Raw genomic sequence first — 18,974 nt, 5'->3', positions numbered from 1 at the left:
ATCTGGGGACGGCGGTGTCCTCGACATGACAGGACCGAAACAGCCCGTACGAAAACCTGTCACATCAGTGGACTTCAGCGGTGAGCCCGCTGTCAATCGGCTCAGACGTGGGCGGGGTCGGTGCGGTCGGGGACGAAGCGGTAGCCGACGTTGCGGACGGTGCCGATCAGGGATTCGTACTCGGTGCCGAGCTTGGCGCGCAGCCGCCGGACGTGCACGTCGACCGTGCGGGTGCCGCCGAAGTAGTCGTAGCCCCAGACCTCCTGCAGGAGCTGGGCCCGGGTGAAGACCCGGCCCGGGTGCTGGGCCAGGTATTTGAGCAGCTCGAACTCCTTGAACGTCAGGTCGAGCACCCGGCCGCGCAGCCGCGCGGTGTAGGTGGCCTCGTCGATCGACAGGTCGCCGCTGCGGATCTCGTCGGGCACGTCCTCGCTCGCGGCCTGCGAGATGCGGCCCGTGGCCATGCGCAGCCGGGCCTCCACCTCTGCCGGGCCCGCGCTGTCGAGCAGCACGTCGTCGACGCCCCACTCCGCCGTCATCGCGGCCAGCCCGCCCTCGGTGACGATCACCAGCAGCGGGCAGTCGATACCGGTCGTCCGGATCAACCGGCACAGGCTTTTGGCCTGCACCAATTCCTTCCGAGCATCCACGAGGACGGCGTCGGCGGGAGGGGTGTCGATCAAGGCGGACGCCTCCGCCGGGGCGACGCGGACCGAGTGGAGCAGCAACCCCAGCGCCGGGAGCACCTCGGCGGATGGCTCGAGGGCGTTGGTCAGCAGGAGCAGGTTGCTCATTACGGCCTCCTCAAACGCGCGAGGACCCGGGGGCTACGTCGCCCAGGTCCTGTAGGTGAGGATATCCCACGAGTAAGTCGCGTCCATTGCGCGTCCACCAGGTGAACAGCGCGTCTCCTGAAACAAGGTTGTTAAGGGCGCCGCACAATAGACCCCAAAGCGATTGTGAGGCAGGCATGGCCACAGGAAAGATACGTTATTGGGCCGCGGCCAAGGAGGCGGCGGGTGTGGCGGAAGAACCGTTCGAAGCGGTCACTCTTGGTGAACTCATGACCAAAATCACACAAAATCGTGCAGATCTGGCACATGTCGTACGCCGCTGCTCGTTCCTCGTGGACGGTTCTCCGGTCGGCAGACGGCCCCATGACGAGGTGGTTCTCGGCGACGGCGCGACCGTGGAGGTGCTGCCGCCGTTCGCCGGCGGGTGATGGGGCGCTTTGCGGGGGAATGAGAGATGCCAGTCGATAGGCTCTGACCCCCGCCCGAGACAGGGAGCCCCATGCGCAAGCTGATCGTTTTCCTGATCGTGCTCATCGTTCTGCTCGTCGCGGTCGACAGGGTCGCGGTGGCCGGGGTCGAGCGCGACCTCGCGAACAGGATCGCGGCAGCCTCCAACCTCAGCGGCACGCCGACCGTGACAATTGAGGGCATCCCATTTCTCACACAGGCCGTCTCCGGGCGCTATCCAGAGGTACGGTTCAATCTCGGCACGTTCACCTACGGCGGCGTGCCGGTCAAGAACCTGCGGGGCGCCGCCTACGACGTGACGGCACCCCTGGCCGACGTCCTCCAGAACCGCGCCAACGTCCTGGCCCAGCGCGTTGCCATCAGCGGCACGCTGACCAGGGCGACCATCGACCGGTACGCGCCGAAGGGCGTGAAGATCGGCGGCAACGGGCAGCGGCTCACGGCGTCGGGCGAGGTGATGATGGGGGTGAACAAGGTGAAGTTCAACGCCGAGATGCGGGTCGAGCTGGCCGACGGGGGGATCAGGATCCAGGCCGAGAAGATCCAGGGCGTACCCGACCAGTTCGCGCGGCTGGTGTCGTACACGATCCCGTTCAAGGGCGACCTGCCCTTCGACGTGAAGGTGACCGGGGTCAAGAGCGTGGCCGAGGGATTGGAGTTCTCGGCCGAAGCGTCTGACGTGCCCATTCGTGGATGAGGTTGAACCGCTCCGCCCCGGCGTACGTGAAGAGGGTGTGAGCGCAGCGGGAACGGCCGACGAGGAACTCGTGAGGACCCTCTTCGACGAGCACGCCGGGCCGCTCTACGGCTATGTTCTGCGTCTGACCGGCGATTCCGGGCGGGCCGAGGACGTCGTGCAGGAGACCCTGTTGCGGGCCTGGCGGCATCCCGACGCCATGTCCGGCCGGCCCATCCGCGCGTGGCTGTTCACCGTGGCCCGTAACCTCGTCGTGGACCAGCATCGGGCCAAGAAGGCCAGGCCACCGGAGACCGGCGACGAGGCGCTGGCGGTGCTGCCGGCCGACGACGAGCTCGAGCGCGCGGTCGAGTCGTGGGCCGTGGCCGAGGCGCTGGCCGCGCTGCGGCCCGAGCACCGCGACGTGCTCGTGGAGGTCTACTACCGGGGACGATCGGTGAAGGAGGCGTCGGCGACGCTGGGCATTCCGCCGGGAACGGTCAAGTCGCGCACGTACTACGCGCTGCGGGCGCTCAAGCTGGCGCTGGAGGAGCGGGGGTTGGCGCCATGATGACGTGCGAGGAGGTTCGGCTGGCCCTGGGCGCGCACGCCCTGGGCGCACTCGACCCCGAAGAGGCACTCGAGATCGACACCCACCTGGCGACCTGTGAGGCGTGCGGTGGCGAGCTGCTCGAACTCGAAGGCGTGGCCTCGTTCCTGGGCAAGGTGTCGGAACGCGACGTCGCGCTGGTGGCCAGCCCGCCGCGCCAGGTGCTCGACCGGCTGCTCAACGACCGCGTCAAGCGGACCAGGCGCAGCCGGGTCCTGCTGGCCGTGGCCTCCGCCGCCGCCGTCCTGGTGGTGGGCGGCACGGTCTGGACGGCCATCCAGGACAGGTCGAACGTGGATCAGACCTCGGCGGCGGCCCCGGCGATGTCCTCGCCCTCCCAGGAGGCCGGCTCCCGCATGAAGCAGGACCAGAGCGCGGCGGAGGCGGACAGCGTGCAGCCGCTGAGGAGCGCCCCGCCCACCGAGTCCGCCTCCGATGCGCAGCTCCAGCCCACGCCGTCGCGGACCACGCAGGGCGAGGGCCGCAGGTTCTCCGGCTCGAACAAGGCCGCCGACTACCACGCCACCGTCGTGGCCTGGGCCATGGGCGCGGGCACGGCCCTCGACGTGCAGGTCACCGGCGTGCCGGTGGACACGACGTGCAGCCTCGTCATCGTCGGCAGGGACGGGCGGCGCGAGCCCACGCAGAGCTGGGTCGTCAGCCGCGAGGCGTACCAGGGCAAGGCCGTCTTCCCGCGCGAGACGACGATGGCGATGAAGGAGATCGCCCGGTTCGAGATCGTCGACGACGGGGGCAAGGTGCTCGTCAAGGTGCCCGTGCGGAAGTAGCGGAAATAGCGGAAGTAATCGCGGCCCCGCGTGGTTGCACCCGACGATGACTGGTCTTTGGGTGGCGCTGGCGACTCTGGCGCTCGGTACGGTGATCGGGGTGATCCGACTGCGCCGCGACGGACGCGTGCACGACGTCGACGGCGGCGCGGAGGGCGCCGGCGGCGACCGCCTGTCGGCCGCCGACCTCGGCGCCGGGCTCGGTGAGCGGGCGACGCTGGTGCAGTTCTCGACCGCGTTCTGCCAGCCCTGCCGGGCCACCCGGCGGATCCTGGCCGACGTGAGCGCGCTCGTGCCCGGGGTGGACCACGTCGAGATCGACGCCGAGTCCCGGCTCGACCTCGTACGGCGGCTCGACATCATGCGCACGCCCACCGTCCTGGTGCTCGACGCCACCGGCGCCGTCGTCAAGAAGGCCGCCGGCCAGCCGCGCAAGGCCGACGTGCTGGCGGCGCTGGCCCAGGCCGTACCGGAGGTGTGAGGAGAATGTCGTCTCAACAACCGGACGAGATGTGACAGATGACGAGACGCCGAGTAGTGTCGTCGCTATGAACCCATCGACAGAGCTGCTGACGAAGCGGCGCGCGGTTGATTTCTGCCGCGTCGCCACCGCGCTCTGTCGCGCTGCCTGAGGACGATCTCGCGCGGACTTCCGTGCCGCCCCGTCGACCCTTCAGGAGCATCCCAAGATGCGTGCCGATCCTAGAGCGCTGCGCTTCGGCGCGGCCATCACCACCCTGGTCCTCGCCTCCGTCCTGGTGACGGAGAGTGCCTGGCTGCTCGCCGCCCAGGCGGTGGTCTTCGCGCTCGGCGCCGCCTGGCGGTCGCCGTACGCGATGCTCTTCAAGGCGCTCGTCAGGAGCGCTCCGAAGGAGACCGAGGACGCACGTCCACCCCGCTTCGCCCAGGGGGTCGGGCTGGTCTTCGCGGTCGTGGGCCTGGCCGGGCTTCTCACCGGGATCGCGCCGCTGGCCCTGGTGGCCACGGCCGCGGCCCTCCTCGCCGCCTTCCTCAACGCAGCCTTCGGACTCTGCCTTGGCTGCGAAACGTACCTGCTCATTCGCCGTCTACTGCCCGCCGCCAAAATGGAGGTTTCCCAATGAGCCGCTCCGCCGCACTGGTGGACGCCGACTGGGTCGAGGCCAACCTCGACACGCCCGGAGTCGTTCTCGTCGAGGTCGACGAAGACGTCAGCGCCTACGACAAGGGCCACATCCGTGGCGCCGTGAAGGTCGACTGGCGACAGGACCTACAGGACCCGGTGCGCCGCGACTTCGTGGACAAGACCGGTTTCGAGGCTCTGCTGTCCGACCGGGGCATTTCCAACGATGACACCGTCGTGCTCTACGGCGGCAACAACAACTGGTTCGCGGCCTACGCCTACTGGTACTTCAAGCTGTACGGCCACTCCAACGTGAAGCTGCTCGACGGCGGGCGCAAGAAGTGGGAGCTCGACTCGCGCGAGCTGGTCCGCGACGTGCCCCAGCGGTCCAAGACGCAATACTCCGCGCAGGAGCAGGACAGCGCGATCCGCGCCTTCCGCGACGACGTGGTCGGCGCGATCGGCAAGCTCAACCTGGTCGACGTGCGCTCGCCCGACGAGTTCACCGGCAAGCTGCTGGCCCCCGCCCACCTGCCGCAGGAGCAGGCCCAGCGCGGCGGCCACGTGCCCACCGCCCGTAACATCCCGTGGTCCAAGGCGGCCAACGACGACGGCACCTTCAAGTCCGACGACGACCTGCGCGGCCTCTACCAGGAGGCCGGGGTCGACTTCGGCAAGGACACCATCGCCTACTGCCGCATCGGCGAGCGCTCCGCGCACACCTGGTTCGTGCTGCACGAGCTGCTCGAGCAGTCCAACGTGAAGAACTACGACGGTTCGTGGACCGAATACGGCTCGCTCGTGGGCGTGCCGATCGAGCTGGGGGAGGCCCGCTGATGTCGACCGCTGCACAGGGTTGCGGAGCACCGGAGCAGACGATCGCGCTGCCCGCCGGGATCGACCTGTCCAACCAGGCCGTGATCCAGGGCGTGGTGACCGGCGCCGGCACCGCGTACGCGCGGCTGCTCGACCACTCCGGTGAGTTCACCGGCGAGGTCGTCGTGTCCGACGAGGGCGTCTTCCGTTTCTTCGCCGCTCCCGGCGACTGGACCGTCCGCATCATCGCGGGCGGCGGCGTCACCAGGGACATCCAGGTCGAGGCCAAGCTGGGCGAAGTCGCCCAGCTCGCCGTAGCCGTCTGACCCGTCCGCTCACGTTCACGCTCATCCGAAGGCCCGCGTCCGTCCAGGACGCGGGCCTTCGGCGTGCAACCGATTCCGGACGAGCGGTGTTGTACCTGATGTGAGTGGAATCGACTGTCTCGACCCGGTGCGCAAAGCGCTGCTCGACGACCTCGACGAGGGCTTCGCCGAGTTCTACGGCGCCTACCGCGGCCTGGTCTTCTCGACCGCGCTGCGGCTGAGCGGCCGGTGGGCCGACGCCGAGGACCTCACGGCGGAGGCGTTCCTGCGGGCGTACCGGGCGCTGGCCGGCTACGACCGCGACCGCATCGCCGAGCTCCAGCCCCGCGCGTGGGTGATGACCATCCTGATGAACATCTGGCGCAACTGCGCCAGGGCCAAGTCCCGCAAGCCGCCGCCCGACCTGCGTGACGAGCCGATCGACGAGGCCGATCCCGGCGAGGACGTCGAGGAGGCGGCGGTGCGCCGCGAGACCGGCGACGAGCTGGCCGGGCTGCTGAGCCTGCTGCCGGACGAGCAGCGTGCCGCGGTGGTGCTCAGGCACGTCGTGGACCTGCCGGTCAGCGAGATCGCCACCGTGCTGAAGATCCCCCAGGGTACGGTCAAGTCACACGTGTCACGGGGACTGAAGCGGCTACGCGCACTGGGAGGTGCCCGATGACCCACGACCCACTGCTCACCGGACTCGCGGCGCTGGCGGCCGACCCGCCCGAGGGGCTGCTCGACAGGATCGCGGCGCGGTGGGTGGCCGTGCCGGGGCCCATCGGGGAGCTGCGGGTGGCGTTCACCGACCAGGGCGTGGCGTACGTCCACGTGGGCGACGGCTTCGCCCCCGCCTTCAGGGAGCGCTTCGGCCGCCCCCTCCTGGCCGCCGCCCGCCCGCCCGCCGGCCTCCTGCCCGCGCTCCGCACGGGCCGCGCGGCGGGGCTGCGGCTGGACCTGCGCGGGATGAGCGACTTCCAGCGCGAGGTCCTGGAGACGGTACGCACGATCCCGCGCGGCGAGGTGCGCCCCTACTCCTGGATCGCGGCCAACGTCGGCCGTCCCAAGGCCGTACGCGCGGTCGGCACGGCCCTCGGCCGCAACCCGGTCCCGCTGCTCATCCCCTGCCACCGGGTCATCCGGTCGGACGGCGTGGTGGGTGACTACGTGTTCGGCCCGGCGGCCAAGGAACGGCTGCTGCTGGCGGAGGGCGCGGACCTGGGGCGGGTGCGGGAGCTGGCCGGGGAGCGGGTGTTCTACCTGGCCAGCGACACCACGGGCGTGGTCTGCTTCCCGACGTGCCACAACGCCAGGCGCATCACACCGGCGCACCGGCACGGCTTCCGCGACCTCGCCCAGGCCAGGGCCGCCGGCTACCGCCCCTGCCGCACCTGCCGCCCGGCCCAGACCGGCGCGACGGCGTGAGGGCCTACACCGGCTTGGTCGGGTAGCGCATCAGCAGCGTGGCCCGCACGACGTCGGGACCGTGAGCCCGATAGCCGTGCGGCACGTCGGAGACCCACGAGATGTGGTCACCCGGCCCGGCGGTGAGCGGCTCGTCGATGGGCCCGGCGCTCAGGGTGCCGGTGAAGACCGTGACGTGCTCGCTCACGCCCTCGTGGTGCGCGGGGGAGGTCTGGGTGAGGCCGGGCGGGATGCGTACGCGGTAGAGCTCGTAGGTGACGCGGTCGTCCTCGAACACCTCGAGCAGTTCGGCCTCGATCGCCGTGCCCCGCATGATCTGCGGCTCGGGCGGCGAGTCGAGTATCGCCCCGATCGGCACCCCGAGCTGGGCGGTGATCGCCCACAGGGTCTCCAGCGTCGGGTTGCGCGTGCCGGTCTCGACCCCCGACAGCGTGGCCTTGCCGATGCCCGCCCGCTTGGCCAGCTCGGACAGCGAGACCCCGCGCGCCTGCCGCAACCGCCGCAGCCGGTCTCCCACCACGCGCGGATCGGTGTCGATTGCGGGCTGCGGCTCCATACAGTCATGCTGCCGCACGTACGTCGCCGAGGGGCGGCAAACGACGGCCGATAATTCATCTGTCACCGCCCGGGGCGTCCCGAGCCCGTGCCCGCCTGGTGTGCACGCTACGTGATCATGCAACTTTCTGGAGTTGCGGGTGCGGCACAAGGGACAGACCGATACGATTCGACAGATGTCCGGTTCGACAGGTGTGATGGCACCACCACGACCTGGGCCTACGCCGGCTCAGAAGGTGCCGTCCCCGTACTCGCTTCCCCTGCACGCGCTACGGCTGGCGGGGAAGTGCGCGCTGCCCTTGATCTTCTGGTTCTCCGCCGGCGAACTGGCCCGCTTCCTGCTGCTGTACGGCGCCGTCGAGGTGGCCTACGGCGACTGGCGCCAGGTCCGCCTGGTGGCGGTGATGGTGTTGACCACGCTCATCGTCCTCACGGCGATGACCGTCACCACCGGGATGCTGCACAGCCTGCGCGGCGCCATGTGGGAGATACGGGCCAGGACCGAGGACGGCGTGGCGGACGAGCGCTTCTTCAGGGCCCTCGACCGGGTGGCACCGGCCTTCGCCGTGCTGTATCTGGCGTGGGGCTTCCAGGTGGAAGACGCCAGGGCCGTCTATCAGATGGACATGTTCCACCACTACTACGACGGCACCGAGGCGGCGTGGTTCGGCGAGGAGTCACACGTCGGGCGCGGGTTCATCGACCTGGACTGGCGGGTGTCGCTCGCCGCGATGGTCGCGATGTTCGGGCTGAAACTCCTGTTCAGCAAGCTTCTCGAGAAGAAGCAGGGCGGGTTCTACGGCTTCGGCGCGGCGTTCAGTGAGTTCGCGTTCGTCTTCCTGGGGCTCAACGCCACGTTCACTGTCGCCAAGGCCCGCGCCGAGTGGGTCGAGCACCGCAACGTGGTCGTCGGCTCCGAGGACTTCTGGACGGAGGCGCAGACGACCGTGCCGGGCTGGAAGGCCGTCACCGACTGGTTCGGTGACGTCTGGCCGCTGATCATCGACGCCGTCGTGATTCCGCTGGCCTGGCTGACCGTGGCCATGCTCGTCTTCGGCGCCTTCTCCGACGAGACCCGTGCCCTGGTGAAGGGCACCCGCCTGGAGAAGGGCGTGGATCGGCTGGAGGGCAGCCACGACCTCACGCAGAAGTCGTTCAACCAGGTGACCGGTGGGTTCAGGGACCGGTGGGTGCCGCTGGCCAACTCGCTGCGGATGATCTTCAGGGGCGGATTCCCGCTGTTCGGCATGATGTGCCTGTGCTACGTGACCATCGACGTGGCCGGCCAGTACGCCGAGCGGGTCGTGCTCACGCTCATCGGCACCCGCGAGGAGTGGATATGGGTCGTGCAGGGGCCGCCGGTGTCGTTCGTGCGCGACATGATCGTGAGCGTGCTCACCATGGCCCTCCTGGCGGCCACGTACGACATCGCGGCCACCAGGGCCCGGCTCAAGGGCGAGCCCCTCAACGACGTTTGAACCTCAGGACACGGTCGTCCGGCTCCTTCGTCACCGTGTCCCGCTTGAAAAGGTCCTCCGTGGGGGTGTCCGAGCGGTAGGAGCTCGGCCGGAAACTGAGCTCGACCTCGTTCGCCACCGGGGTGGGCACGATGGCCATGCCCTCGATCTTGTACTCCTTGCCCACCTCGAGCTTGTCCGTCGGCAGGGAGCCGTACTGCTCCATGACCACGGTCCAGGTGCGGCCCGCGCGGTCGTCCAGCTTCACGTCGTAGGGCGCGGCGGTCATCGTGGCGTAGGCGGCGTCGAGCACCTTCTTCGAGATGACGACCTTGAGCCAGGTCACCTCGGGGCCGTGGCTGCTGTCCTTGGGGGCCTGGGTGGTGGCGACACTGGCCTTGAACTCGATGTCGTACACCTTGCCCGCCCCTCCGGCGGCGACGGTCGTCTCCTTGGTCTCCTTGGCGGTCACCTTCTCCTTGAAGACGTAGCCGTCGTACATCTCCGCGCCGGTGGCGAGGAGGGACACGAGCACGGCGCCCACGGCGACCAGCAGGGTGCGGCGCCGGCGGCGCGGCGCGGGCTGGGCGGGGGCCGGTGGCTGCGGCTCCTGCGGGACCGGCGGAGGCGATTGCCGGCCTTCGGGCGTGGGGCTGCCCTGCGGCCCCGCGACGGCCGGTGCCGGTGCCGGTGCCGGCACGGCGGGGATGGGCTGGGTGCTGCCCCCGACGGGCTCCCGGCCGGCGGGAGGCCAGACCTGCTGGTCGGGGTGAAGGTGCCGTGGACGCGCCGGGGACATCCCGTCGGGTGCGGCGGGCATCCCGCGCCGTCGCACCGGACGCGGCTGGCGCGGGACGTCCCGTGGCCCCATGGGAGCGCCACCCCGCGCACGTGCGACATCCGGCCCATAAGGAGCATCTTGCCCGTAAGGTGCGCCGCCCTGGGCCGGCGGCGGGTTCTGTCCGTAGGGTGCGCCGCCCTGGGCCGGCGGCGGGTTCTGTGCGTAGGGTGCGCCGCCCTGGGCCGGCGGCGGGGCCTGTGCGTAGGGTGCGCCGCCCTGGGCGGGTGAGGGGTTGTGCCCGTAGGGCGTGCCGCCCTGAGCCGGTGGCATGTTGTGGCCGTGCGTCGGGCCGAGTCCCGGCGGGTTGCCGGCCGACTGCGGCGGCGCGGCGTGGCTGTGACGCCCGCCTCGCTGCGGCGGCGTCCCCTGCTCGGAGGGCGGCGCCTGCCCCGGAGGCACGCCGGGTCCGCCGGGCGGCACCCCCTGGCCGCCGGGCGGCAGGACGATCTGGCTGAAGGGGACGGTCTCCTCGCCGGGCGTCGGCTGGTCGTAAGGGGCGCGAAGTCCGGCGGGAGGGGTCGGGCTGGGAGGCGGTGGCGGCCGCTCCTCGTCGGGCCGCCGCTCCTCCTCGCGCCGCTGGTCGTTCCTCGGCGCGAACCAGTCACGCCCGTCGTTCGTGCTCATCCTGCGATCACTTCTTATCGGTCGAGTAGACGTCCTGCGGCGAGGCGGCGAGCTTGCGCGCCGCCTCCTCGTCCAGGCCGAGATCCACCTCGACCTCGGGCTGGAACGCCTCCACCAGCCCCGCCTGCTCGGGGAGGGCGAGGACGACCCGCGCGTCCGGCAGCGCCGAGGCCGGAACCTCGAAGAAGAACCGGCCGCTCACCCAGATGTCCGGCTGCACCCATGTGTTCGCGAGCGTCAAGGTGTTCTCCACCCGGTCCGTGGCGTCGAACCTCTTGCCGTCGGCGGTCATCAGCACCGGCTGGCCCATGTGGTAGGGCTTGAGCAGGCTCTTGGCCGAGACGTTGACGATGAGGAAGAGATTGTCGGTCCCGATCGTCTTGTCCTTGATCTGGATCGACTTGGCGGCGGAGAAGGAGTCGAGCCGCGCCGTGAACCGCCCCGCGTCCACGATCTCACCCTTGGCGCCCAAGTACGTCAGGGGCGCGAGTCGCGCTTCGTCGTCCAGAGCCAGCGTCTGCATCCCGACGGCACCCACGACCAGTAGCAGACCGGTGACGGTGGCGATGAAGCCCGCTCGGCCGCCCTCGCGCCGGCGCCCGGACCGCCTGCCGCGCCGGCTGGGAGCGACGGCTGATCTTGGTTCCGTGGCGGTCACGCTCCGTCACCTCTCTCGACCGGCATCGTCACCCGGTTCATGATCTCGGGGAAGAACTTCTCGCCCTTCTGGTCGGTGACCATCCGCCAGGACGGGATGTCGTTGAGGAAGCCGGGTTCGTACTCGAAGGAGGCCACGTCGAGGACGACCTCCTTCGGCGGCTGCTCGGTTTCCTTCATCTTGTACCGCACGACGACCTGCGTTTTCACGCCGGGGTGCAACTGACCGGTCTCGCCGCCGCCCTTGGCCAGCCCGAAGGCGAACGGGCCGGCGTCCTTGCTGAAGGCCGGGGAGATCCTGACCAGGGAACCGGCGAAGGAGGTGCCCAGGTACGCCTTGTCCCACTGGCTGGGCGGTATGCCGACCGACGCGGTCTCGTCCCCCAGGTTGGTGACGTCGAAGACCATCTCCACGAACCGCTTGTCCTCCAGGAAGGTGGACTCGGACTTCTCCACCGTCACCCGCGCCCCGACGAACTTGGTGGAGAACTGGCCCTGGTCGATCACCACGTCCTTCGCGGCGGGGTCGGGCACCTCGGGGACCTCCGTGAGACCGCCCAGCAAGGCGGTGATGCCGACGGCGGTGAGCATCACCAGGCCCGTCGCGGGCACCACTACCGGGCGTCTGGGCTTGTCAGTGCTCTCGCCGGAGGGTTCCGTCATGGATAAGGATGGTAATAGGTCTCGCTTGTCCCATCTGCCGCAATGCTCCCATCGGACTGGGCGAATTGCCGAGAACCCTGCCGCTATCGGGGTTGTAGCTCATACGCTGTCACGAAGCGGAAAGGGCTGACCCCTACTCCTAATGACATATCGGCGGCCGGAGGGTCACGTGACGGACGTGCATCCTGAGCATGCCCAGCTCCAGGCGGACCGCATCTACCTGGGCTGGCAGTACATCCTGCTGCATCCCGACCCCGGCCCCCCGCCGAAACGGCCCTCGCCCGTCGAGGAGACGGTGGCCGACGCCGAGCCCGATCCCGCCCGGCTCGAGTTGCTGCGCCGCGAGCGGCTCCAGGAGGACATGCTCAACCGGCCGGTCAGAATTTTCCGTCTGTTCATGCTGATCCTGACCGTCCTGATCCTGGCCGCGGCCCTGACGGGCTATCTCGGCTGGTCGTTCGCGCTGCTGGGGCTCGTCGCCGCGGGCGGGGTGGCGGGGATCTGCAGCTACGCGCTGGTGCAGGGGGATCGGGCGGTCAAGTACCGGGTGCTGGAGCAGCAGGCCCGGGACGAGCGGCTGCAGCGGGAACGTGACAAGGAGCTGTTCCGCGCGCAGGAGGAGCACGCCCAGCGCTACCGCGAGTGGCAGGACTCCAAGGAGCGGCACGAACGGCAGCTCACCTGGTACGCCGTCGCCGTGCCCGACGAGATCGACCGCATCGACGTCGCCGGTGGCACGCTGCCGGGCTGGTCGGCGCTGATCACCCTGCTCGGCGCCACGCGGCTCTACAGCGGCGGCCATCTCACCGTGCTCGACCTGTCCGAGGGCGCCATCGCCAAGGACCTCATCGAGCTGGCCAGGAAGGGCGGCGACGACCCGCTGGTCTGGGTGCTGCCCGTCGATCTGCCCAAGCTCGACCTGGGCGCCACGCTCAAGCCTGAGGCGTTCGCGGACGTCTTGGCGCACGTGGTGAGCGTCAGCGAGGAGCACCGCACCACGCGCGACCTCAGCTTCGACAACGCGATCCTGGAGCGGGTCCTGGAGGTGCTCGGGGAGAGCGCCACGATCAGCCAGGTGACGGCGGCGCTGCGGGCGCTGGCGCAGGTCGGCGACCCGCGTGACGACCTGAGGTTCGGGCTGATCACCGCGACCCAGCTCGAGCGCATCGGGACGCTGTTCGGACGCGGGGTCAGCGACCGCGTGGTGATCGAGCGGGCCTGGGCGCTGGAGTCACAGCTCCGCAAGCTGGAGACGCTGGGCACCGAGGCCGTACGCCTCCCGCCCGCCAGGCTCCGCGTGGTGAGCATGGACCGCCAGGCGGGCGTGTTCGGCAACCGCGTGCTCGGCACGTACGTGGCCACCGCCCTGACCCACATCCTGCGCCAGTCCGCCGCCTCCGACCGGCCCTGGTACCACACGATCATCGTGGCCGGCGCGGACAAGCTCAGGGGCGACGTGCTCGACCGGCTCATGGACGCGTGCGAGACCTCGCGTACCGGCCTCGTCCTGACGTACCGGTCGCTGACCCCGACCGTGCGGGAGCGGCTCGGCCGAGGCCACGCCGCGGTGGCCTTCATGCGGCTGGGCAACGCCGAGGACGCGCGGGTGGCCAGCGAGCACGTCGGCACCGAGCACCGCCTGGAGCTGGCCCAGCTCACCGAGACGATCAGCGACTCGCTCCCCGGCCTCGACGGCGGCTACATCTCGACGGTCGCGCAGGTCGAGGACGACCGGGAGAACAGGGACGAGAGCCACGCCGACCTCGCGGGCGACATCACCGAGTCCACCGAATGGGGCAGGACCGCCGACAAGATCTCGGAGAAGGAGCGGGTGCTGCAGCGCTCGCGCGAGTTCCTCGTCGAGCCGCACCAGCTCCAGCTCCTGCCCACGACGTCCGTGATCGTCACGGACGCCACGGCCGAGGGCAGGCGCGTACGCCTCGCCGACGCCAACCCGGCCATCCTCACCTTCCCCAAGACCACGCTCGGCGAGCTCGAAGACGTACGCGAGGCCGTGCTGGCCCTCGACCCCAAGGACGGCGACGGCAACGGAGAGCCGCCACCGAACCTCGGGCCACCACCGCCACGCCTGGACTGGCGCAAGGGCAGGCAATGACATGGTCAATGTCAAGGTGACGAGCTGACGGTTGGCGGAATTTAACAAAGAACCGTCTGTGGGGGAATGAAATGCAGCCGAGTGTCTCGCTGAGCGGGCCCTGGTATCGAATCCAGTCGATCGCAGCACCCTCGCGTAGCTCGTCGGCTGAATGGGACTTCGTCACCGTGCTGCCCGCGGTGCTGTCGGCGGCCCAGCGTGACCGGCCCTTCGTGATCGGGTGGCTGTCGCGGGGGTCGGGCGCGCCGCTCGAGCTGATCACCAACGCGGGGCCGCTGTCACCGCCACGCCAGCCACGCAGGTCCACCGGCGCGCCCGACCGGCCGAGCGGGCCGCAGCCGCTGCTGTTCCCCGGCGGGGCCTGCGGGGTGCAGCTCGACGAGGAGTACTTGGCCGACCTCGCCGATCTGGTGTGGACGCCGTGCCCGGGGCGGCAGGCGCCGCCGCTGGGCAGCAAGGGGCGCGAGTTCGACCCCGACGAGCTCAGGCGGCCGACGCTGTTCGAGTCGACGCTGGTGACGCTGATGTCGCGGCCGTTCGCGTGGCTGGTGGTGGCCGAGCCGACCGATCTGCTCGACGCCGAGGTGGCCCACCTGCGCACGCAGCTCAACGTGCTGCGCCAGTACGGCGACGCCTCCGAGCGCTCCCGCTTCGACGCCGAGCGGGCCGAGCGCCGCATGCAGGAGCTGGACGCCTTCCGCGAGGCGGGCCTGTGGAACGTTCGCGTGCTGGCCGGCGGGGCCACGGCCGACGAGCTGCGCCAGATCGCGCCCGTGCTCGTCGGGTCCGTCGAGATGAGCCACCACCCGTACCGGCTGCGCAGCTCCCACGGCGCCGTCTACGCGCTGTCGGAGGCCCTGGCCATCACCATGCAGGACCCGGCCGACGGCGCCGCGGCCCCGTTCGCCGCCACGGCCGGGGCGCTGGCCGCGCTGGCCGGGCTGCCCCGGCGGGAGCTGCCGGGCGTGCGCGTGCTCGAGTCGGGCTTCTTCGACGTGACCTCGGAGGCCGAGGAGGGCGAGCTGGAGCTGGGCGAGATCCTCGACGGCCAGGACCGGGGCGTCGGCTCGTTCCGGCTGCCGCTGGCCACGCTCAACCGGCACGCTTTCGTCACGGGGGCGACCGGCTCGGGCAAGTCGCAGACGGTCAGGCACCTGCTGGAGCAGCTCAGCAGGGCCCGCATCCCGTGGCTGGCGATCGAGCCCGCCAAGTCCGAGTACGCCGCCATGGCCGGCCGCATCGACGACCCCGTCACCGTGATCAACCCGTCGGCCCCCGACGGCGTGCCGTTCAGCATCAACCCGCTCGAACCGGAGCCCGGCTACCCCGTCCAGGCCCACATCGACATGATCCGCGCGCTGTTCATGGCGGCGTTCGACGCCGAGGAGCCGTTCCCGCAGATCATGTCGCTGGCCCTGCAGCGCGTCTACGAGGCCACCGGCTGGGACGTCGTCACCGGCGGCGCGGTGCCCGGCTCGAACGTCCCGCCCAGCATCCCCACGCTCGAACAGCTCCAGCAGCACGCCATGGACGTCATCAAGGAGATCGGCTACGGCCGCGAGGTCCAGGCGGACGTCGAGGGCTTCATCTCGCTGCGGCTGCGCTCCCTGCGGGTGGGCTCGGCGGGGCGCTTCTTCGAGGGCGGGCATCCGGCCGACATCGGCGGCCTGCTGGAGCGCGACGTCGTGCTGGCGATCGAGGACGTCGCCAACGACGAGGACAAGGCGTTCCTCATGGGCACGCTGATCATCAGGATCGTCGAGCACCTGCGCATGCGGGCCAGGAAGGAGAAGTCCGCCGAGCTGCGCCACGTGATCGTGATCGAGGAGGCGCACCGGCTGCTGCGCGACCGCGGTCACGGCCGGGCCTCCACCCACGCCGTGGAGCTGCTGGCGGGCCTGCTCGCGGAGATCCGGGCGTACGGCGAGGGCATCGTGGTGGCCGAGCAGATCCCCACCAAGCTCATCTCCGACGTGGTCAAGAACACCGCGCTCAAGGTCGTGCACCGGCTGCCCGCCGAGGACGACAGGAAGCTCGTCGGCGCCGCCATGAACCTGAGCGAGGAGCAGTCCCGCCACGTGGTCTCGCTCCAGCCGGGGGCCGCCGCCGTGTTCGCGGACGGGATGGACCGGCCGCTGCGGGTGCGCGTACCGCTCGGCGAGTCCAGGGAGAAGGTGCTCCCGGGGCCGCCGCCGCCCATTCGCGGGCGCAGGTCGGCGGCGTGCGGGGCGCAGTGCCGTACCGGGCAGGCGTGCACGCTGGTGGAGCTGCGCGAGGCCGACGTGCTGGCCGACGCGCCCGAGTGGGCCTGGCTGCGCATCTGGTGCGACACGGTCGTCCTGGCCTTCGTCAGCAACCGGCCGCTGCCGGGTGTGCCGCGCGCCCTGTCGGCGGCCTGGTCGGACCTGCCGGCGCGGCGCAGGGAGTGCCTGCTCGCCACGCTGGTCGAGCGCTCGGTGCAGCGGCGCGCCTGGTCGCTGCGGAGCTGGTTCGACCCGGCGCTGCTGACGGAGAAGGCGGCCGAGACGGCCACGCGGCTGCTCTCGGCCCTCGACAGCGGCGGCGAGCGCCCTGGCGCGTCGTGGGTGATCCCGCAGGTGCGCTGGCTGCACGAGGTGGACCGGCTCTTCCCGTACGGCCAGCCGGCCCCCAACCTGCGCAGCCCCGCCCCGCCCATGGAGTACGCCCTGTTCCGCCAGCCGAACGGCGGCGCCGGGGGCGACCTCGTCCACACCGAGCTGCTCGGCCACCGCGCCAAGGCGCTGCGCCACCACCCGCTGTCGATGGAGGTGGACCGCAACCGGGCGCTGGCCTGGCGGGTCATCCTGGGCGACGACGAGAACGAGGGCGTGCAGCGGGACATCACGAACGTCGCGATCGGCATCGAGGCCACGGCCAGGATCCGGCACGTGGGGCAGACGATGGGGGCGGGCTGGCTGGAGGGCGTGCTGTCGTGGCCGCGCCGGTTCGTGCTCCCGTTCGACCACGGCGGGGCGCCGGAGATCGCCTTCGCGGATTCGCCGCCCGCCTGACCCGTGCGGCCCTGTTTTCGTGTGCGTCATCAGACCAAGGCCCAACGACGACTAGGATCCTTGGGCATGACCCAGCTTCCTCTGCGGGCCCAGCTTGCCAGCGCCCTGGGACGCAGTGCCGCCACGCTGTCCAGGATGACCGGGCGCGGCGACGGCTCGGTGATCGGCGGGCGGGTCGGCCTGCTGCTCGAGCCCGACCTTCTGCGCAAGCTGGCCCGCGATCGCAAGCTGGCCCTGGTCAGCGCAACCAACGGCAAGACGACCACGACCAGGCTGATCACCTCGGCCCTGCTCGACCTCGGTGAGGTGGCCACCAACGCCTTCGGCGCCAACATGCCGGCCGGCCATGTCTCCGCGCTCTCCCAGCACAAGGGCGCCCCCTACGGCGTGCTGGAGGTGGATGAGAAATATCTGCCGGAGGTGCTCGACACGACCGGTGCCGGCGTCGTCTGCCTGATGAACCTCAGCCGTGACCAGATGGACCGCGCGGCCGAGATCTGGCTGCTGGCCCAGAAGTGGCGCAGGGCGCTGTCCGGCAAGCCCACCCACGTCATCGCCAACTGTGACGATCCGCTCGTCACCTGGGGCGCCTCGACGGCCGCCAAGGTCACCTGGGTGGCCGGCGGGCAGCGGTGGAAGGAGGACTCCTGGTGCTGTCCCGAGTGCGGCGGCCCGCTCGACCGCAAGGACGCCGACTGGGCGTGCCGGGAGTGCACGTTCCACCGGCCTGAGCCGCAGTGGGTGCTCGACGACGACGTGGCGGTCGACCCGCGTGGGCAGCGGTGGCTGCTCGACATCCAGCTTCCCGGCCTGGCCAACCGCTCCAACGCGGTGATGGCGCTGGCCGTGGCCGAGACGTTCGGGCTGCCCGTCGATCGGGCGCTGCCCCGGCTGCGCGAGGTCACCTCGGTCGCGGGCCGCTACACCACCGTCGAGCGTGAGGGCCGCCACGCGCGGCTGCTGCTGGCCAAGAACCCGGCGGGCTGGCTGGAGGCGTTCGACGTCGCCGACCCGCAACTGCCGATCATCCTGTCCGTCAACGCGCAGGGCCCCGACGGCCGCGACACCTCGTGGCTGTGGGACGTCGACTACCGCATCCTGCGCGGGCGTCCGGTCTTCGTCACCGGCCAGCGCCGGCTCGACCTGGCGCTCCGGCTCGACGTGGCCGACGTGCCGTTCGCCCTGTGCGGCACGTTCAGCGAGGCCCTGGCCATGCAGCCACCGGGCCGGGTCGACGTGATCGCCAACTACACCGCCTTCCAGCAGATCCGATCGGAGTTCGGACGTGCCGTCTGACAGCGCCCTCAGCATCGTCTGGATCTACCCCGACCTGCTGAGCACCTATGGTGACCAGGGCAACGTGCTCGTCCTGGAGCAGCGGGCGCAGCGCCGCGGCATCGAGACCGAGACGATCCACGTGCGCTCGGCCGACCCCGTCCCCGAGTCCGGTGACATCTACCTGATCGGCGGCGGCGAGGACCGCCCGCAGATCCTGGCCGCCGCGCGCCTGCGCAGGGACGGCGGCCTGCACCGCGCGATCGCGCGCGGCGCGGCCATGCTCGCGGTGTGCGCCGGCTACCAGATCATGGGCAGCACGTTCGGCGGCGAGGAGGGCCAGCCGGTCGACGGCATCGGGCTGCTCGACATCGCCAGCACCCGTGGTCCCGCGCGGGCCGTGGGCGAGCTGGTGGCGGAGGTGGACGCGGCGCTCAACCTGCCCACGCTGACCGGTTTCGAGAACCACATGGGTGTCACCAGCCTCGGCCCCGGGGTCAGGCCGCTGTCCAGGACGATCAAGGGCATCGGCAACGGCAACGGCTTCGAGGGCTGCTACGCGGGCCACGTCGTGGGCACCTACCTGCACGGGCCGGCGCTGGCCAGGAACCCGGCGCTGGCGGACCTGCTGCTGTCGTGGCGGGCGGGCGAGCTGGCCCCGCTCGACGACTCACGCTACGAGGCCCTGCGGCAGGAACGCCTGGCGACCGTCCTGGAGACCTGACCGAAACGACTTGAATGCCCCCAACAGGGGTAGTACGTCCGCC

21 protein-coding genes are annotated in these 18,974 nt (G+C 70.7%); 16 read left to right on the top strand and 5 right to left on the bottom strand.

What is annotated here, in order from left to right:
- Positions 1 to 101: 101 nt before the first annotated feature.
- Positions 102 to 794, bottom strand: coding sequence for a response regulator transcription factor (locus AB0I15_RS25330; RefSeq protein WP_358100128.1), 693 nt, complete (start codon positions 792 to 794; stop codon positions 102 to 104).
- 176 nt (positions 795 to 970) lie between these two features.
- Here AB0I15_RS25330 and AB0I15_RS25325 point away from each other — a divergent pair, with 176 nt between their 5' ends.
- From AB0I15_RS25325 to AB0I15_RS25275, 11 genes are all read left to right on the top strand, one after another.
- Complete coding sequence (locus AB0I15_RS25325) at positions 971 to 1,222, top strand: MoaD/ThiS family protein (protein ID WP_358100125.1); 252 nt, start codon at positions 971 to 973, stop codon at positions 1,220 to 1,222.
- A 71-nt stretch (positions 1,223 to 1,293) separates the two neighbouring features.
- Positions 1,294 to 1,959: a DUF2993 domain-containing protein gene (locus tag AB0I15_RS25320; protein ID WP_358100122.1), complete on the top strand. Its 666-nt coding sequence runs from the start codon at positions 1,294 to 1,296 to the stop codon at positions 1,957 to 1,959.
- 37 nt (positions 1,960 to 1,996) lie between these two features.
- Positions 1,997 to 2,509, top strand: a complete 513-nt coding sequence (locus tag AB0I15_RS25315) for a sigma-70 family RNA polymerase sigma factor (RefSeq protein ID WP_358100119.1) — start codon at positions 1,997 to 1,999, stop codon at positions 2,507 to 2,509.
- Positions 2,506 to 3,336, top strand: coding sequence for a zf-HC2 domain-containing protein (locus AB0I15_RS25310; RefSeq protein WP_358100116.1), 831 nt, complete (start codon positions 2,506 to 2,508; stop codon positions 3,334 to 3,336). The genes AB0I15_RS25315 and AB0I15_RS25310 overlap by 4 nt, the downstream gene beginning before the upstream one ends.
- Before the next feature lie 100 nt (positions 3,337 to 3,436).
- Positions 3,437 to 3,817: a thioredoxin family protein gene (locus tag AB0I15_RS25305; protein WP_358100114.1), complete on the top strand. Its 381-nt coding sequence runs from the start codon at positions 3,437 to 3,439 to the stop codon at positions 3,815 to 3,817.
- Between the two features lie 67 nt (positions 3,818 to 3,884).
- Complete coding sequence (locus AB0I15_RS25300; protein WP_350668905.1) at positions 3,885 to 3,968, top strand: putative leader peptide; 84 nt, start codon at positions 3,885 to 3,887, stop codon at positions 3,966 to 3,968.
- A 57-nt stretch (positions 3,969 to 4,025) separates the two neighbouring features.
- On the top strand, positions 4,026 to 4,439 hold the full coding sequence (locus AB0I15_RS25295) for a DUF4395 domain-containing protein (RefSeq protein ID WP_358100111.1): 414 nt from the start codon (positions 4,026 to 4,028) through the stop codon (positions 4,437 to 4,439).
- On the top strand, positions 4,436 to 5,275 hold the full coding sequence (locus tag AB0I15_RS25290) for a sulfurtransferase (RefSeq protein ID WP_358100108.1): 840 nt from the start codon (positions 4,436 to 4,438) through the stop codon (positions 5,273 to 5,275). The genes AB0I15_RS25295 and AB0I15_RS25290 overlap by 4 nt, the downstream gene beginning before the upstream one ends.
- Positions 5,275 to 5,580 carry a DUF1416 domain-containing protein gene (locus AB0I15_RS25285; protein WP_358100105.1) on the top strand — a complete coding sequence of 102 codons (306 nt, stop codon included), beginning with the start codon at positions 5,275 to 5,277 and terminating at the stop codon, positions 5,578 to 5,580. Before AB0I15_RS25290 ends, AB0I15_RS25285 begins: the two co-directional genes overlap by 1 nt.
- A 100-nt stretch (positions 5,581 to 5,680) precedes the next feature.
- Complete coding sequence (locus AB0I15_RS25280) at positions 5,681 to 6,241, top strand: sigma-70 family RNA polymerase sigma factor (RefSeq protein ID WP_358100102.1); 561 nt, start codon at positions 5,681 to 5,683, stop codon at positions 6,239 to 6,241.
- Positions 6,238 to 6,987, top strand: coding sequence for a methylated-DNA--[protein]-cysteine S-methyltransferase (locus AB0I15_RS25275; RefSeq protein ID WP_358100100.1), 750 nt, complete (start codon positions 6,238 to 6,240; stop codon positions 6,985 to 6,987). Before AB0I15_RS25280 ends, AB0I15_RS25275 begins: the two co-directional genes overlap by 4 nt.
- A 4-nt stretch (positions 6,988 to 6,991) precedes the next feature.
- On the opposite strand, the gene AB0I15_RS25270 is transcribed toward AB0I15_RS25275, so the two are convergent.
- Complete coding sequence (locus tag AB0I15_RS25270) at positions 6,992 to 7,543, bottom strand: XRE family transcriptional regulator (RefSeq protein WP_358100097.1); 552 nt, start codon at positions 7,541 to 7,543, stop codon at positions 6,992 to 6,994.
- A 235-nt stretch (positions 7,544 to 7,778) separates the two neighbouring features.
- Between AB0I15_RS25270 and AB0I15_RS25265 the strand changes: the two genes are divergently transcribed.
- Positions 7,779 to 9,020 (top strand): hypothetical protein, encoded by a 1,242-nt coding sequence (locus AB0I15_RS25265; RefSeq protein ID WP_358100094.1) that lies wholly within the window; start codon positions 7,779 to 7,781, stop codon positions 9,018 to 9,020.
- Here the strand turns inward: AB0I15_RS25265 and AB0I15_RS25260 are convergent.
- Genes AB0I15_RS25260 through AB0I15_RS25250 form a run of 3 tightly spaced genes read right to left on the bottom strand, consistent with a single transcriptional unit; the run spans position 9,007 to position 11,784 of the window.
- Positions 9,007 to 10,464 carry a hypothetical protein gene (locus AB0I15_RS25260; protein WP_358100091.1) on the bottom strand — a complete coding sequence of 486 codons (1,458 nt, stop codon included), beginning with the start codon at positions 10,462 to 10,464 and terminating at the stop codon, positions 9,007 to 9,009. The two genes, AB0I15_RS25265 and AB0I15_RS25260, sit on opposite strands and share 14 nt — an antisense overlap.
- Before the next feature lie 7 nt (positions 10,465 to 10,471).
- Positions 10,472 to 11,122: a hypothetical protein gene (locus AB0I15_RS25255; RefSeq protein WP_358100088.1), complete on the bottom strand. Its 651-nt coding sequence runs from the start codon at positions 11,120 to 11,122 to the stop codon at positions 10,472 to 10,474.
- The gene (locus AB0I15_RS25250; protein WP_358100085.1) at positions 11,119 to 11,784 is read right to left on the bottom strand and encodes a hypothetical protein; all 666 of its coding nucleotides are present in this window, start codon (positions 11,782 to 11,784) and stop codon (positions 11,119 to 11,121) included. The genes AB0I15_RS25255 and AB0I15_RS25250 overlap by 4 nt, the downstream gene beginning before the upstream one ends.
- Positions 11,785 to 11,962: 178 nt before the next feature.
- Here AB0I15_RS25250 and AB0I15_RS25245 point away from each other — a divergent pair, with 178 nt between their 5' ends.
- The 4 genes from AB0I15_RS25245 to AB0I15_RS25230 all read left to right on the top strand — a co-directional run bounded on the left by AB0I15_RS25245 (position 11,963) and on the right by AB0I15_RS25230 (position 18,931).
- Positions 11,963 to 13,900: a hypothetical protein gene (locus AB0I15_RS25245; protein WP_358100082.1), complete on the top strand. Its 1,938-nt coding sequence runs from the start codon at positions 11,963 to 11,965 to the stop codon at positions 13,898 to 13,900.
- A 71-nt stretch (positions 13,901 to 13,971) separates the two neighbouring features.
- Positions 13,972 to 16,932, top strand: coding sequence for an ATP-binding protein (locus tag AB0I15_RS25240; protein ID WP_358100079.1), 2,961 nt, complete (start codon positions 13,972 to 13,974; stop codon positions 16,930 to 16,932).
- A gap of 66 nt (positions 16,933 to 16,998) precedes the next feature.
- Positions 16,999 to 18,228: a MurT ligase domain-containing protein gene (locus tag AB0I15_RS25235; protein WP_358100076.1), complete on the top strand. Its 1,230-nt coding sequence runs from the start codon at positions 16,999 to 17,001 to the stop codon at positions 18,226 to 18,228.
- The gene (locus tag AB0I15_RS25230) at positions 18,218 to 18,931 is read left to right on the top strand and encodes a glutamine amidotransferase (RefSeq protein ID WP_358100073.1); all 714 of its coding nucleotides are present in this window, start codon (positions 18,218 to 18,220) and stop codon (positions 18,929 to 18,931) included. Before AB0I15_RS25235 ends, AB0I15_RS25230 begins: the two co-directional genes overlap by 11 nt.
- Positions 18,932 to 18,974 lie beyond the last annotated feature (43 nt).

Source organism: Nonomuraea sp. NPDC050643 (assembly GCF_040654715.1).
Taxonomy (GTDB): Bacteria; Actinomycetota; Actinomycetes; order Streptosporangiales; family Streptosporangiaceae; genus Nonomuraea.
The sequence above is the reverse complement of the archived record's forward strand: the minus strand, read 5'-3'. Positions and strand labels throughout refer to the sequence as shown.